The organism is Pseudomonas sp. TH08 (assembly GCF_016651275.1).
Lineage (GTDB): Bacteria > Pseudomonadota > Gammaproteobacteria > Pseudomonadales > Pseudomonadaceae > Aquipseudomonas.
Map to the genome: position 1 here is coordinate 7501 of NZ_JAEKEE010000003.1, position 15399 is coordinate 22899.

At 58.9% G+C, this 15399-nt stretch carries 13 protein-coding genes and 2 pseudogenes (1 of these 15 only partly in view); 8 read left to right on the plus strand and 7 right to left on the minus strand.

The features are described 5' to 3' along the window. Together JFT91_RS13425 and JFT91_RS13430 are read right to left on the minus strand one after the other, a co-directional pair. Positions 1 to 1204: the 5' portion of a tyrosine-protein phosphatase gene (locus JFT91_RS13425; protein WP_201232649.1), read on the minus strand. Its footprint begins 716 nt before the window's first position; only the first 1204 of its 1920 coding nucleotides appear in the window; it begins with the start codon at positions 1202 to 1204; its stop codon lies beyond the left edge, outside the window. Positions 1205 to 1448: 244 nt separating this feature from the next. Further along, complete coding sequence (locus JFT91_RS13430; protein ID WP_201232650.1) at positions 1449 to 1676, minus strand: hypothetical protein; 228 nt, start codon at positions 1674 to 1676, stop codon at positions 1449 to 1451. A 182-nt stretch (positions 1677 to 1858) separates the two neighbouring features. Between JFT91_RS13430 and tspO the strand changes: the two genes are divergently transcribed. Both tspO and JFT91_RS13440 read left to right on the plus strand, forming a co-directional pair. Then, the gene (gene tspO / locus JFT91_RS13435) at positions 1859 to 2299 is read left to right on the plus strand and encodes a tryptophan-rich sensory protein TspO (protein WP_201232651.1); all 441 of its coding nucleotides are present in this window, start codon (positions 1859 to 1861) and stop codon (positions 2297 to 2299) included. Next, positions 2299 to 3292, plus strand: a pseudogene (locus tag JFT91_RS13440) (alpha/beta hydrolase fold domain-containing protein). The gene tspO and the pseudogene JFT91_RS13440 overlap by 1 nt, the downstream one beginning before the upstream one ends. Positions 3293 to 3322: 30 nt before the next feature. Here JFT91_RS13440 and JFT91_RS13445 read toward each other — a convergent pair. Beyond that, on the minus strand, positions 3323 to 3946 hold the full coding sequence (locus JFT91_RS13445; protein WP_201232652.1) for a TetR/AcrR family transcriptional regulator: 624 nt from the start codon (positions 3944 to 3946) through the stop codon (positions 3323 to 3325). A gap of 271 nt (positions 3947 to 4217) precedes the next feature. On the opposite strand from JFT91_RS13445, the pseudogene JFT91_RS13450 reads away from it, so the two are divergent. From JFT91_RS13450 to JFT91_RS13470, 5 genes and pseudogenes are all read left to right on the plus strand, one after another. After that, positions 4218 to 5335, plus strand: a pseudogene (locus tag JFT91_RS13450) (HlyD family secretion protein). Beyond that, positions 5335 to 6810 carry a DHA2 family efflux MFS transporter permease subunit gene (locus JFT91_RS13455; protein WP_201232653.1) on the plus strand — a complete coding sequence of 492 codons (1476 nt, stop codon included), beginning with the start codon at positions 5335 to 5337 and terminating at the stop codon, positions 6808 to 6810. Before JFT91_RS13450 ends, JFT91_RS13455 begins: the two are co-directional and overlap by 1 nt. A gap of 8 nt (positions 6811 to 6818) precedes the next feature. Then, positions 6819 to 8273: an efflux transporter outer membrane subunit gene (locus tag JFT91_RS13460; RefSeq protein ID WP_518524872.1), complete on the plus strand. Its 1455-nt coding sequence runs from the start codon at positions 6819 to 6821 to the stop codon at positions 8271 to 8273. Between the two features lie 22 nt (positions 8274 to 8295). After that, positions 8296 to 9246 carry an aldo/keto reductase gene (locus JFT91_RS13465; protein ID WP_201232655.1) on the plus strand — a complete coding sequence of 317 codons (951 nt, stop codon included), beginning with the start codon at positions 8296 to 8298 and terminating at the stop codon, positions 9244 to 9246. 71 nt (positions 9247 to 9317) lie between these two features. Then, a complete protein-coding gene (locus tag JFT91_RS13470) occupies positions 9318 to 10256 on the plus strand; it encodes a LysR family transcriptional regulator (protein ID WP_201232656.1) in 939 nt (312 codons plus the stop codon). A 39-nt stretch (positions 10257 to 10295) separates the two neighbouring features. Here the strand turns inward: JFT91_RS13470 and JFT91_RS13475 are convergent, their stop codons facing one another. The 3 genes from JFT91_RS13475 to JFT91_RS13490 all read right to left on the minus strand — a co-directional run bounded on the left by JFT91_RS13475 (position 10296) and on the right by JFT91_RS13490 (position 12896). Continuing rightward, positions 10296 to 10553, minus strand: a complete 258-nt coding sequence (locus JFT91_RS13475; protein WP_201232657.1) for a DUF2790 domain-containing protein — start codon at positions 10551 to 10553, stop codon at positions 10296 to 10298. 622 nt (positions 10554 to 11175) lie between these two features. Further along, complete coding sequence (locus JFT91_RS13485; RefSeq protein ID WP_201232658.1) at positions 11176 to 12378, minus strand: FAD-dependent monooxygenase; 1203 nt, start codon at positions 12376 to 12378, stop codon at positions 11176 to 11178. Then, positions 12375 to 12896, minus strand: coding sequence for a MarR family winged helix-turn-helix transcriptional regulator (locus JFT91_RS13490; RefSeq protein ID WP_201232659.1), 522 nt, complete (start codon positions 12894 to 12896; stop codon positions 12375 to 12377). Before JFT91_RS13490 ends, JFT91_RS13485 begins: the two co-directional genes overlap by 4 nt. Before the next feature lie 202 nt (positions 12897 to 13098). On the opposite strand from JFT91_RS13490, the gene JFT91_RS13495 reads away from it, so the two are divergent. After that, positions 13099 to 13500, plus strand: a complete 402-nt coding sequence (locus JFT91_RS13495; RefSeq protein ID WP_201232660.1) for a hypothetical protein — start codon at positions 13099 to 13101, stop codon at positions 13498 to 13500. Positions 13501 to 13563: 63 nt separating this feature from the next. On the opposite strand, the gene JFT91_RS13500 is transcribed toward JFT91_RS13495, so the two are convergent. Then, on the minus strand, positions 13564 to 15192 hold the full coding sequence (locus tag JFT91_RS13500) for a DUF262 domain-containing protein (protein WP_201232661.1): 1629 nt from the start codon (positions 15190 to 15192) through the stop codon (positions 13564 to 13566). Positions 15193 to 15399 lie beyond the last annotated feature (207 nt).

A 15399-nucleotide genomic window follows, 5' to 3' on the forward strand; every position in this document is an offset into this window, starting at 1 on the left:
TGCCGACCATCAGGCCTTGGCTGTGCTCGTTGCTGCTGTCGGCGTGGGACGAGCCGTCGGTGCCGAGGTAGCCGGCCAGCGCAGTCGTCCACAAGCGGTATTGGCCGACTTTGAGGTCGCTGCCGCTGGCGAACTGTGCGGCGGCTTGTTCGATCATCGCGTTTTGGCGCAGCAGGTAGCTGGCGGCGTCCGCGTGTACCTGGCCGCCGACTTGGGATTCGACACCGCCGAGGGTGCCGGCGTCGATCGCCGATTGCAGATAGTAGTTGTAGGCGCTGTAGGTGCCGGACAGCTCGGTGTTCTGCAATTCGCGGAGCAATTCGGCGCCAGCGGCGGCGTTGCCGATCAGCGCGGCCTGACCCGGCAGGCTGTTGTATTCGACGAGTTTGCCGCGCAGCACGTAAATGGTTTCCTGGGAGAGGCCGAGGCCTTGTTTGAGGTAATTGTCCATCGTGCCGTATTGCGCGGTGACTTCGTCGAGGCCGGCTTGCAGGTAGCTGGCCTGGACGCCGAGCAGTGGGCCGTAGACGGCGGCCATGCTCGGTGGCATCGCCTTCAACGTGGCGGCGACTCGGGCAGCGGTGTAGTCGTTGGTCGCGAGGTAGTTGGCCATGATTGTCGCGTTGTCGACACCGGCGATACTTTGCAACACGGCGGCGGTCCAGCCGGTGCGGTCTTTGCCAGCGGTGCAGTGGAACAGTTGCGCGGCGTCGACGCTGGCGAGTGCGTTGAACAGGTTGCCGAACTGGCTGCGCATGCCGGCGTCGCTGACGAAGGCACGGTTGGTCTGCTCCATCATGGCGATGGCGTCGGCGGCGCTTTTGAAGGAAATGTTGGTGATGTTTGAGCCGGAGGTGGTGGCGCCGATGATGTCGATGTTCTGGTAGGTCGCACCGGTCAGCATGGTGTCCGGTGTGCCAGCGATTTCACTCGGGGTGCGCAGGTCGTACACCGCTTTGATGCCGAGGCTGTTCAGCGTGGCCAGATCCGCTGCTGATGGCGTGATCGCATTGGAGCGATAGAACACGCCGCCGCGCATCGTGCCGTCGTGGGCCGTGGAGTACGCGGTGGTGATACCGGCGATATCGCGGAAGTTGTCGATGCTTTTCAGGCGCGGCGTGTCCAGGGGCGCGGACTCGGCAGCGTGGGCGGCGGCGACGGACAGGCTCAGTACGGACAGCGAACACAGAAGACGTTGAAACACAGTGCAGCCTCATTGGATTAGCGTTGGGCTGGTCACTATGGGTAAGCAAGTGATACTGAATATGACAGTTTTGCTTTGAAAGGAAATGGCTGCGCGATTGGGCCGTGGCAGGCGCGTTTCGGCCATGTCGATGCGGGTACGTCTTAAAAGAGTGGAATTGCTTGCGAAGGCGGCGTGTCAGTTTGCAGTGATGGTGCTTGAACCGACGCCTTCGCGAGCAAGCCCTCTCCCACAGGGGCTGGCTTTAGTCTTCTACCTGAATCTGCGTGATGCCTACCTGCTCGGCCTTCGCCAGGATCTCTTGCGCCGTCGAATCTGCCGTGGGCATGAGCAGACTGTTTTCCGCATCACCACAGTGCAGCTCCAGAAGATGCATCGCGGCCTGGTGGACGGCGAGTTGTGGCTGTTTGAGTTCGAGCGAGTAATTGCGAGGCTCGCCGTTGAACAGGTATTCCAAAATATAGGTGTGCATGATGTCATCCGCGCTGGAAGGAAGGGGTACTGACTATCCTGACTAACCCGTCAGCTCTTGGTTCAACATCATTCCGAACCGGACATGCGCCAATAAATGTCATCGCACAATCCAAACTTTTCGCGCCACGGGGCGTCCTTTGTTTACACCCCCGTTAAGCTGACCACAGCTAAGGACTGGCAATGACCTTCTTCATTTTCCTTCTGGCCTGCGCGGCTGCGGCAAGCACCGGCATCATTTTCAAGCCGGGCCAATGGTACGAATCACTGGCCAAACCCGGCTTCACCCCACCCAACTGGGCGTTTCCCGTGGCCTGGACGGTGATCTATCTGTTGCTGGCCTGGGCTGGCTATCGTTTGAGCCTGATCCCCGGGAGCCAGACGGTGCTGGCTTTATGGGCCGCGCAGATCGCACTGAATACTCTGTGGACACCGGTGTTCTTCGGTGCGCATCACATCATTGCCGGTATGGTAATCCTGACGCTGCTTTGGTTGGTGGTGGCGGCGATGGTGGTGATGGCCTTGCAGCTTGATTTGATCACCGGTTTGATTTTGTTCCCGTATCTGGCGTGGCTGTGTGTTGCTGCGGCATTGAATTTTTCCATCCTGGTCAAGAATCGCTGATGCCCCACTCCCCGCGAAAAGCACCGTGGCCCGAAGGCGAGCGCGAATTAGCGCAAGTGCGCGATTTCAACAAGAAGCTCGGATGGATGCCGCGCTTTAAAATCCGCAATCGCGTGGTGCCACGCATGATTCAAATGTTGCTCCGTGCCAGTCAGCTGGTTGGCGCGGACAAGTTGCGCAAGCATGGCCTCAAGGCTGAGCGAAAGAGGATTGATAGCGGTGGCGTGCCAGTGGCCGTGCGGATCATTCGCCCCAAGGGTCGAACCGAAGGCGTGGTGCTGGATTTCCATGGCGGCGGCTGGGTGATCGGCAATGCGCAGATGAATGACAACTTCAACATCGCCATCGTCAATACATGCAACGTGACGGTTGTCTCGGTGGATTATCGTCTGGCGGTATCGACGCCCATCGAGGGGTGATGGATGACTGCGTGGCAGCCGCTCGCTGGCTGCTCAGCGAGAACGAGTTTGCCGGTCTGCCAGTGATCGTCGTTGGTGAGTCGGCCGGCGCTCATCTGGCGGCGGCGACGCTTTTGGCGCTGAAAAACTCACCCGGCTTACTGCAACGGGTGAACGGTGCGCTGCTGTATTACGGCGTCTACGACATGAGCGGAACGCCGAGCGTGCGCGAAGCACCGCCAGAAACCCTATTACTCGACGGACCCGGCATGGTTGAAGCACTGCGCAAACTCACGCCAGAGTTGAATGACGAGCAGCGCCGGCAACCGCCGCTGTCCCCTCTGTACGGCGACTTCAGCGGCTTTCCCCGGCCCTGATGTTTGCCGGTGAACTGGATCCGCTGCGCGACGACACCCTCGATATCGCCGAGCGCTGGATGAAATCAGCGCCCGTGGAGGTGTACCTGTTGCCCTCTTCCCCACACGGTTTCATCCATTTTCCGACAGCCATCGCCGAAAGCGTGCTGGCTTACAGCCGTGAGTGGATTTCGGCTCGGGTCGAAGCGCAAGCATCGATCACTCGTTCAAATCCTTGATCAGATTCGCCGCGCCTTTGCCTCACATCTTCAACCACAGATGAAGGCAACGGCTTTGCACACCTGCGCAGTGAGTTCATCGCGGGTTTTGCCAGCCCGTGCGCGAATCGAAATGCTGTGCAGCAGCGATGACGCAAGCACCGCCAACGCTCCGGCGTCGACATCAGTTGGCAACTCACCGGAATCAACAGCCCTGCGCAGACGCGCCTCCAGGTCGGCGTCGAGTTGGCTCAGTCGCCGGGAAAGTACCTCACGAATTTCCGGATCCTCTACGGCCTCGGTGGTCGCCGTGCCGATGGCAAAACAGCCCCGAGGCTGTCCGTCGCCCGAGAAATAAATCGTCAGTTGCCCTTCATAAAAACCGCTGAGTGCCTGCTTCAACGTCAGGCTGCCATCGGCCAGCGCCGCCTGCATGGCAGCGTGCGCGGTTTCCCAATATTGATCGAGTGCTTTGATGTACAGCGCGTGCTTGTCACCGAACGCGGCGTACAGGCTGGGCCGATTCATCCCTGCCGCCGTGGCAATGCTGTCGAGCGATGCGCCGGAATACCCGGTGTTCCAGAACACTCCGAGCGCCTGCTGTAGCGCTGTTTGCGGGTCATAGGCGCGAGGACGGCCACGGCCTTTTGCTTCTGTCGATTTATTTTGTGCCATGTCGTACAAATTCCTTGCATGGAGTAAGCGTCGCTCATATTCTTACACCATCGCACAAAATTAAGGAACCAGAAATTCCTTGATCAGTAGCTTTGTTGTAACGCAGCTGGAATCGGCTGGGATTACGACGAAACAGCGGTACGGAGCGATCCTCCCCCACCGCGCACGGATTTGATTTCTCGCAGCAATTAATCACGTCGCGGCCGCAGGCATTTGCCCGGGTTGGCCCGATTTCCCGAATCAGGGTCCAGCACATTGGGAACAACAGATCATGACCAAGCCCTTTGATCTCACCGCAGAACAGGCCAGTGCACAGCCCATCGCGGCGAAAAAACCACTCAAACAAACGCTGCGTCCGCTGTTGATGGCTGGCGTACCCGCTCTGTTCGCCGTCATCAGTTACAGCAAGTACGTGGCGAACGAGCCATTCGTAGCCACCGATAACGCCTACGCCCGCGTCGCCAAAGCGTCGGTCAATGCGCGGGTTTCCGGGCAAGTGATCGAGATCGCCGTTGACGACAACCAGCGTGTGCACAAGGGGCAGGTGTTGTTTCGTCTCGATCCCCAGCCGCTGCAGATCGCCGTTGAGCGCGCCGAAGCGCAACTGGGCAACGCTCGCTTGCGCATCGACGGCCTCAAGGCCAGTTATCGCCAGCAACAGGCCGAGTTGCAATCGGCCAGGGCGTCGGCGGATTACGATCAGAAAGAGTTCGCCCGCAAAAAGCCCTGATCGCCACCGAGTTCGTCTCCCGCGCCAACTACGAGCGTGCCGAAACCGATGTGAAAATCTCGCGCCAACGGATTGCCGCCATCGAGCAACAGATCGCCAGCACCGTCGTCGCCCTCAATGGCGATCCGGACATCGCCATCGACCGTCACCCGACCGTGCGCGAAGCCAAGGCCCAGCTCGACCAGGCGCAGCTTTATCTTTCTTACGCCACAGTCACTGCACCTGCCGACGGCATCGTCGCCAAGGTCGACGATCTGCAAGTCGGCAACTACCTCAACAACGGTGGCGCGGCGTTCGCGTTGATTGCCGATCACGAGATCTGGGTCGAGGCCAACTTCCGTGAAACCCAACTCACCCACATGCGCCCCGGCCAAACGGCGACGATCACCCTCGATACCTACCCGGATCGCCGGTTCAAAGCCCACGTAACCAGCATCAGCCCTGGCGCCGGTGCTGACTTCGCCCTGTTGCCGCCAGAGAACGCGACGGGGAATTGGGTGAAGGTCGTGCAGCGGGTCCCGGTGCGCCTCGAACTCGACGATGCCGACCCGGCCCTGCCGCTGTTTTCCGGCACGAGCGCGACGGTCGAAGTCGATACCGGGCACCGCACGCCATGGTGGTATCCGCTCAAGTCGTTGTTGTCCGCAGGTCGCTCGTGATGAACGCCCAAACCACAACCGCCGAGATGCGTTCGTTGAGATTTGTCGCGCTGCTGGCGACCTACCTGCAATCGGTCAATCTGCCGTTGCCGAATGCGGCCTTGCGCTCGATTCAAGGCAGCCTGTCGATGACCGACGACCAGGCCGGGTGGATTTTCACGTCCTATCTGGCCGCCAGCGCAATCACCTTGCCGATGGCGCAGTGGCTCGCCGCACGCTTCGGTTTGAAGCGGGTTTATCAGCTGGCGCTCGTGGCGTTCGCCCTCGGCCTGTGGCTCTGCACCCTGGCTGACACGCCGCTGGCGTTCATCGGCGCACGCATTATGCAAGGCCTGGCGAGTGGCGTGATTGCGCCGCTGTCGATGGCCATTGCCCATGAAACCCTGCCTGCTGAGCGGCGACCGGCGTTCGCGCCGAAATGGACAGCGCTGGTACTGTTCGGCATCGTCAGCGGGCCCGGCATCGGTGGCTGGATCTGCGAACACTTCGACTGGCGACCGATGTTCTACGTCAGCCTGCCGCTGACTGCCTACATCTTCCTGGTGGCGACGCTACTGCTCACCGAGAAGAAAGCCGCACAGCGTCCGCCGTTCGACTTCTTCGGCCTCGGCACTTTCACCCTCGGCATGATTGCGCTGCAAATGCTCCTCGACCGTGGCGAACGTCTGGACTGGTTCGACTCGCCGGAAATCTGGATCGAAGCCGTGGCGTGCGCCCTCGGGCTGTACCTGTTCATCGTGCATCGGTGGACCGCCAAGGTGCATTTCCTCAGCAAGGGCTTACTCGCCGACCGTAATTTCGTGCTGTCGACGGTGATGTTCTTCGCCCTCGGTTTCGTGCTGTTGTCGACCATGGCGCTGACCTCGCCGATGCTCGACGAAATCCTCGGTTACCCGCCGGACACCACTGGTTTCCTGACCATCCCGCGCGGCATCGGACTGGTCGGCGCGTTCCTGCTGATGGGCCGTGCACCGGCGTGGATAGACAACCGCGCCTTCATCGCCGCCGGCATCGCGCTGGTGGTGTACGCCAATTGGCTGATGCTCGGCTACTCGCCGTTGATGGACTGGACGCCCGTGGCGGTGACCGGGTTGATCCAGGGGGTCGGCCTCGGCATCTTGATGCCGGCGCTGAGCAAAGCGGCGTTCAGCACCCTCGAGGCAAAACTGCGTACGGAAGCCACCGGGATCTTCAACCTGATGCGCGTCTATGGCAGCACCCTCGGCGTAGCCGTGGTCCAGATCTACTTCTTCAACAACACCCAGGCGATGCACGTGGCGCTGGCCAGCCAACTGACGCCTTACCGAGTGCCGCTGCCGACCTCGATGCCGTCGCTTGAAAACCTCAATCACCTGGTGACCCATCAAGCGGCGTTCATTGCGGTGATGGGCCAATTCAAGATCCTGATGATGGCGATGCTCGTGGTGAGCCCGCTGGTGTTGTTTCTGCGCAAACCTGTGGAGTCTGGAAAATGAACACCTCTATGTGCTTCACCCGCTGTGCAATCCCGAGCACGCTCAGTGCGCTGGCGATGGTGGTCATGCTCAGCGCCTGCAGTGTCGGCCCCGAGTTCCAGCGCCCCGCCGCGAGTTCGTCGCAGCATTACGATCAACAGGCCGAACGACAATCTGCCGATCAGCGCTTCGCCATGGGCCAACGCATTAACGGTAACTGGTGGACAGCCCTGCGCTCACCGAAACTTGATCAGGTGATGCGCCGCGCCATCGACGGCAACCTCGAACTGGTGGCGGCCGATGCGACGATTCGCAGTGCTGCGGCATCTGTTTCGGCGGCAGAAGGTGCGCTGTATCCGCAAGTGGATTTCGGCGCGACGGCCGGACGACAACGCAGCCACAACCAACCGGAACCGAGCATCGCGAATGTTTACGCGATCGGGCCACGGGTGGCGTTCGATCTGGATGCGTTCGGCGGCAACCAACGCATAGTTGAAGGCCAGCAAGCGCTGACCGATTTGCAGAAACATCGCTACGAAGCGGCGTACCTCACGCTGACCGGTGACGTTGCGCGCCAGGCATTGCTGCTCGCCTCTGCCAACGCACAGATCGAGGCCGTGCAGACACTGTTGCGCAACGATGCGAAAAATCTCGATCTGGTTCAGCGCGCGCAGCAGAGCGGCACCACCACCCGCATCGACGTCGCACTGGCCGAAACGCGCCTTGCACAGGATCGCACCCTGTTGCCGCCGCTCGCCCAGCAACGCGATGCGGCGCGGCATGCGCTGTCGATCCTCGCCGGCAAAGGCCCGGCAGACTGGGTCACGCCAGACTTCAGCCTGGACGACTTCGCCCTGCCGTCGAGCATTCCGGTGAGCCTGCCCTCGGAAATGGCCCGCAGCCGCCCGGACATCTTGCAAGCGGAATCCGAACTGCACATGGCCAGCGCGGCAGTCGGCGTGGCGACCGCCAATCTCTATCCGCGTGTCGAACTTTCCGCCTCACTGGTGCAAGCCGCCGCCGGCAATGGCGGCGCAGCACTGTGGGGATTCGCCGCCGGGCTGAGCGCGCCGATCTTCAATGGCGGCACCCTCAAAGCCGAACGTCAGGCGGCGGTTGAAGGCTACAACGCGTCGCTCGCCCGCTATCAGCAAACCGTCATCGCGTCGTTTGGCCAGATCGCCGACAGCCTGCAAGCGATCAATCACGGCACCGAACAAAACCTCGCGCAGGACGATGCCTTGCGCGCCGCCGACAGCAGCTTCCGCTTGAACCAACAGGCTTATGCCCAAGGTGAAAACAGTGTTCTGCAAGTGCTCGAAGCTGAACGCGCCTACGAGCAGGCGCTGCTTGGACAAATCCGCGTGAAGACCACGCGCTATCTCGACACGGTGCAGTTGTTCATCGCGCTCGGCGGCAATGCCGTCGGTGTCCTGGAGCAAAAACTCGCCACGCGCAAACACCCGGATCAACAACCGCTGTAATGATCGAACCTGGAGAAAAATCATGACCTATGAAGCCTTTCACGATGAACTTCGCGACACCCGCTGGCCGCTGAACAATGGCGCAGGCTCGATGCCCGCCGTGGGGTTCGGCACACTGTTCCGCGATTTGAGCACCACCACTGAGGCAGTGAAATGCGCACTGGAAGTCGGCTTTCGCCACTTCGACTGTGCCGAACGCTATCGCAACGAAGAGCAGATCGGCGTGGCGTTCCAACAGGTTTTCGCGGCCGGCAACATTCGCCGCGAAGACGTGTTCATCACCACCAAACTGTGGAACACCAACCACCGCCCCGAGCGGGTCAAACCGGCATTCGAAGCAAGCTGCCAGCGGTTGCAGACCGATTACATCGACTGCTACCTGATCCACACGCCGTTCGCGTTCAAAGCGGGAGACGACCAAGACCCGCGCGACCCGTTCGGCCACGTCATCTACGATGGCGAGACCAAGCTGATCGATACTTGGCGCGCACTCGAAAGCCTGGTGGATGAAGGCCGTTGCCGGTCCATTGGCCTCTCGGACATCACCCTTGATGCGCTGAAGGCCATCGTTGCCGATGCGCGAATCAAACCCGCCGTGGTGCAAATCGAATCGCACCCGTACCTGCCGGAATGGGAAATGCTCGATTTCTGCAAACAGCACGGCATCATCGTTCTGGCGTTCGCACCGTTGGGGCATGGCATGCAACCGAACGTGCTGGAAGATGCGGTGCTCAGCGGGATCGCCCGGCATGTGCAGAAAACCCCGGCGCAAGTGGCATTGGCCTGGGCAGTGCAACGTGGCACGGCGTTTTTGACGACGTCAGCGACGCCGGGACGTATTCAGGAAAACTTTGATATCGCGACGCTGCCGCAACGGGCCATGCGCGAGATCAAGGAAGAGATTACGACGCGGATTCGCTTCAACTCGGTCGTGGAGACTGGCGTACCGGGTTTCATTGCGCGGCAAAAATGACCTGCAACCAAACGGCCTCTTGCGAGGCCGTCTTTTATACTCTCCCCCTCTTATTGATCGAGACGAAAACGATGGACGTGTTCCAAAGCATGCGTTTTTTCATCGCCGTCGCGCAAAGTGGCAGCTTTACCGCGGCAGCCGAATTGCTCGACACCACCACGACCAACGTCTCCAAAAGCGTGTCCGCCCTCGAAGCCCGCCTCCATACCCGTTTGATCAACCGCACCACACGCCGCCTCGCCCTCACTGAAGCCGGCGTGCGCTATCTGCAACGCTGCGAAAAAATCCTCGACGATGTGCGCGAGGCCGACGATGAAGCCGGCACCGCCCAGTCCCTGCCCGCCGGCCGTTTGAAAATCCACGCCATGTCAGCCATCGGCAACCACTACGTCATCGACGCCATCGCTCGCTACCGCGAGATTCATCCCGGCGTGATGTTCGACCTGACCCTGACCAATCGCCTGCCGGACTTGCTCGAGGAAGGCTATGACATGTCCATCGTACTGGCCCGCGACTTGCCCGATTCCGGCTTCGTCGCGCAGCGCCTCGGGATCACCTACAGCATTCTTTGCGCCGCACCGGGCTACCTGGAAAAACACGGAATGCCTGACTCGCCGCATAGCCTCGGCGGGCATGAGTGCCTGCGCATCGTCAACACGGTGATGCCGGTGGAGAACTGGACGTTCGAAGGCCCGCAAGGCATGGAAACCATCACCATCCCTGTGTCGCCGCTGCACATCAACACCGCCGACGGCATGAGCATTGCGATCAAGAAAGGCATGGGCATCGGCATTCAACCGATCGCATCGGCCGTGGATGGCCTGAGAGCGGGAGCGTTGGTGAGGGTATTGCCGGAGTATCGGCTGGAGGAGTTGAACCTGTTCGCGATCTATCCGTCGCGCAAGTTCGTCGATGCGAAAATCAAAACCTGGGTGGAGTTTCTCAAAACGTCGATACCCGCGTTGCTGGCATCGGATGAAGACATCGTTGGCGCAAAAAACCGCGTGTGACGGGCATGGAGTGTCGACCCTCCATCGCCAGCACCGGGCTCAATTGGAGCAGCCGGTACCCATCACTTGATACTGCAGAACATGGCGCTCGCCATGGGAATCTTCATACGTCATCTGCACCGGTACGGGGGCGCATTCATTTGCCGGTTCAGTGATCGAGACCACGTGGGCGATATCGAGGTTGGTCGAGTAGCTGTAAGTCTGCACAGGGGTGTCTTGTGCTGGGGCGTTCTCTGCAAACGCCTGCACGCCGAAACTGCCAAGCACTAAAACCATCGCCATTTTCGTCATGTTCATGATGTTCACCGTCTCGTTGAGTGGACCGCTTCAGCTCGATTGCCGGCGGCTTGAGGACGATGTTATGGGGTGACGGCCGAGCTAAAAATCGGTCGCGGGGACAAACACTGTTGCCGGAAAAGGCATGAATATGGCGTGACTTCCTGGCCCGGTGAAACACGCCCCCCAGCACAGTGCGTTAGCTAACGCAGGGATGACCCGCCGTCAGAAACGTCCATCGAGTATCGCCGGCAAGGTCAGCTCCTTGACGAAGCTTGCCGAGGACAGACTCAAGATCATCCGCACGATCTGCATGCTCATGTGGACGGGCATCCAAGCAGGCGATTCATGGATTGGCAATCAACAGGTTGTTTCCAGATGTTCGAGGCGAAAAAAGCCCGGCTGATGAGGCCGGGCCGTTGTCGAGTACTGCGGTCAAACCCTGCATTCACGCGGCACGGCGTTCGAGCAGACGGTCTGCACCACCTTCGGCAACCAGATGACCTTTCAGACGATCCGATCCATCGGCAGCGACAGCATCACTGAACAGTGGATCGGTTTCAGTCGCTGCTGCAACGGCATCGCTAAACGGTCAATGAAGCCACCTGACATCGACTGCAACACCGTCAAACGGCCCCGCCACTCATTTCTGCTGCGACGCCTCATAGTCTGGAAGCTCGATGGCATCCGCTTTCGGCGAAAGGATTTTCCCGAACAAGCGCTTGAACCCCGGCGCGGTGGCCAATCTCAGCACCGCGTGGCCGAGGGCGATGCCAAGGCGCGAATGTGGCGAGGCCAGTCTGGGTGCGAACTTGGGCACGCTTTGCGCCTGATCGACGTAAGGTCGCATGAGTTTTTCGTAGGCCGCGAAGGCCTGAACGTGGTCAGCGTGGCGACCCAATTCGCCGGCCAGCACGTAGGCGCCGCAAAGTCCCAGGCTGGTGCCCATGCCGCTGATGGGCGAGGCGCAGTAGGCGGCGTCCCCCACCAGCACGACGCGCCCTTTGGACCAGCGGGGCATTTTGACCTGCCCTACCGCGTCCAGATAAAGATCGCTCGCCTGCTCCAGCGCTGCGAGCACGCGCGGCGTCTCCCAGCCGGCGTTGGCAAATATCTGTTTGAGCAATGATTTCTGTTCGGTCTGCGTGAGTTTCTCGTAGCCGCTCGGCGCTTGCTGAAAAGACAGAAAGGCCCGCGTGGTGCCGAGGTTGTCCGGGCGCAGGCAGACACTACGGCCGCCGGGGATGTTGTGCCAGCGCATGATCTGGCCATCGCTCGGCTGCCGGGGCACGGTGAAATAAGCGGTGTAGAGATCCAGCGGACGACGCTCGACTTCGTCGCCGAATACCTGATTGCGCGTCGCCGAACCAATCCCTTCCGCGACGATGACCAGATCGTAGACCTGCTCATCACCCTGCTCGAAGCGCACCTGCACCTGTTCGCCATCGTCTTGAAGGGTTTCGATGCTGTCGCCGAATCGGTAGCGGACCCGGTCCTGACTGTGCTGGATCAACAGCTTGGCCAGCTCGCCGCGCAGGATCTCCAGCTCGGCGATCGGCCCGTCACCGTCGAACGCGTCGACCGCAATAAACGCTTTGGTGCAATTGTCTTGGTCAACAAACGCGATGCCCTGCTCATGGGTGGTGTTCGCCCGAATCCGCTCCTCCAGGCCCATGCGTTGCACGACAACGCGGCCAGCGCCACGCACGTCGATCGTCTGCCCGCCATCGCGAAACGCCGGCGCCCGCTCGACCACGGTGACGTCCATGCCCTGCCGGGACAACCAATACGCCAGCGCCGGGCCGGCAATGCTTGCGCCGGTTATAAGCACTTTTTGCGGTTTCATTGCGCGTCCTCACGGTTGGGTTCGGTGCTGCCTGGCAAGGTGCTGCGGTAGACCTCGATCACTTGCCCGAGAAATGCCTCGACCACGGCACGATCCTCACCTTCGAGGGCACCGAGCACCGTGGTCAGGCCATTGAGCATTGGCGCGATGTGCCGATAGGCCTGCGCCACTGAGTCGGGTAGCGGGCACACCAGCACCCGCCGCTTGTCATCGAGCTGGCGCTCGCGGACGACATGCCCGGCGCGTTCCAGTCGGTCGATGACTTGGGTGATGCCGGCGGTGGTCACTGAAAGTCGCGTGGCGAGTTCGGTTGGCGGCAAGGGGCCGTCAGTGATCAGGTGCTCCAGTGCGGCCATGTCGGTTTGATTGATGCCGAGCGCGGTGCCGAGATTGCCCGCGGCTTTGCGCGTCAGGATGGCGATTTGCTGGAGCTGCTGGCCGACGGGGTCCGTGGCGATTTGCAGATTGCGAGGGTCTTCGGCGGGAAATAGTGGAGATGGAACGGCGTTCTTGGGCATGGGCAATCGGGACGCTCAAAGGTGCGAGGCGCCAACTTAGCATTTAGCTAACTTGCTTAGCTAGTTTAATCGCGAGGTTCAGCCCGATTCTGAATTTCTGACTATTCTTCGGACGACGTTACCGGGCTTGCCCGTTGAATCCCGTTTTAGCGCCGTGTTGAAAGTCAGCCCCCTATCAGCAGATCAAGAGAAGAGAGATTGTGTGATTCCGGACTATCGCATCCGCATCTACTGTTTCATCGCTGCCCTGCTTTGCCTGCTTTGCGCTTGGGCACTCAGCGAGCATCTCTACGACGCGCTGACTCTTGGGCAACTCGATGTAATGACAGGCCGCAATCCCCACAAGATCAAAGAACACTTCGTCTTCAGCGAACAGCCATGGCGCTTCAGTGGGTATCTGTTGCGCGACATGGCGGCGTTCATTGCATCAGGTGTTGCAGGCTTGTGGTTTGTATCGGGAATCGTAAGAGGACGGCGAGCGTTCGGCCGCTGGCGGGGAAGTTTCGATGAGGATTGCTGGCCTCAGGGAGGCTCGGTTGATGGAGTAGTTGTTGGGCGAAAGCGGTCTCTCAAGAGCGACTGCTTTCGGCCACTAGATGCCTGACGTAACAGACTGAAATCGACCCAAAGCGGACGATCTCGATACAAGCGCGACTCCCCTGTATTGTCAGCCAATCGACCAAGTCTCCTTGGACAATTTGATAAGTCGTTCGTGGCGCGCTTTCAAGGTTTCTTCACTCCATTCGGCCAAGGTACATATTTCTTTGGTCAAATCGAAGGAGACTTTTTTATCCCGGTCCAAGTAGATTTTCTTTTTACGATCAAAATCGAAGTGCTGCGCTTTGTAATTTTTGCTACCGCTCAGCATGGCAAGGTTGCCAAGGCGGTGTAACCAGAGGCCGTGAATCTCAGGGTTGAACCGATCCTTCCAATAAGCATCTTTTAACGCCTGTGGCATGACATGTTCAATGGTTAGGCGACCACTAAAGGTTTTTGTGACCGAGTCATCCTGCGAAGCCTCTTCTAGGCGCAAAAGTATTGCTGAGTCAAAAGGTTTGCCGTAGATCTCTCCACCCAGGAGATTGATGAATTCCTCGTTGTTGGCGTGGGTTATAAAAACATCACCCACTTCAGCAGCAGATTTCCCGATCTTGATAGCGTTGATGAGTTTGAAATAAACCGTCAGGCGAGCTGTACGCCCAAGTCGACGCACCCAGTTTTGCATGGTGATTCGTTCCAGCAAACTTAGAAACTGCGCTTCGGTCAAATTTTCCACTGGCTGGTTAAGGTATGCGAGCAGAGGTGGTATCCATTCATCATAACTGACACGCCAAAGAGCGTTTAGCGCTCTCACTGACGTAGCATCTTGAAAGTCGATATCCCAGATGCGCATGAAATTTTTGGCAGAGAGAATGACCTGATCCAGGAAGGCGAAAGGGCCATCAGTAAATCCTGCAATGATCGGGCGGTATTCCTCATGGAGGGAGCCTCTAGCTTTAGCTGCCATCAGAGAAGTTCGATGATGACTGAGGAAGCTATCCAGAAAATCGATACCCACGATCTCTTCCAGCTCCAGCCACCGATCCTCAAGCTCATTGCTTAGGTTCTGCTGGCTACCCAACTCACTAAAAAGACTATTTTTGATCAGATCTGCGTTCGACAGAGACATTCCGCGGGCATTGAGCACGTTAAATAGGCGGTAGGCGGACTTTAGCGAGTCGGTTTTGACGAAAACTACATACACCTTCATCAGCAAATAATTGGCAAATAGTTTGAGCGTAATCTGATCTTTCTTCCCTAGGAACAAATCTATGGCTTCAAGATTTTCTATGATGCGCTGTTGAGGGGCGTCGAGACTGCTGCGTTCTGCTCGCAGTGGGAGAGGTTGGGCGCTGAGAACATGGCGACGGAAAAAACTCTGATCTTTACGGCGCAGTAACAAACGAGGTGTTTCCGTTTCGCCGGTCAGCTCATTGCGAGGCAGCACGCGCTTACCCAGCACGGCTTTGGCAGCACCATCTTCTATGTGATCACGCAGGCGAGCAAGGATGAGATTGAGAGTTGTCAGGCGCTGCTGGCCGTCGACTACGTCGTAGCGTTTACCCTTTTCAATCTCGATGGTGATGAGCGAACCAATAAAATACTCCTCGTCGCCATCTTCATAAGCTTCCCAGACATCTTCTAGCAACTGTTGGACGTTCTCTGCCTTCCAAGAGTAGGGCCGTTGGTACGGAGGGATTTCGTAACAGATTTGATCGGTAAGGATATGTCCGATAGTGCTTTCTTCGGCTTTCATCTGGTTCCATCCAACAAATTAAACAGTGATTTCGCCATTAATTAGGCGGTGTAGTAGTACTCGGGTTTGAAGCAGCTTACGTTTCTGCTCTGCAAGACTTCCCATTCTGTCTGTTTGCTCGGATGACAACCATTGGTCTTGACTCAAACATTTACGGCACTCACATGTTGCGGCAAACCAAGGCAACGCTGATTTATCTTAGGAAGA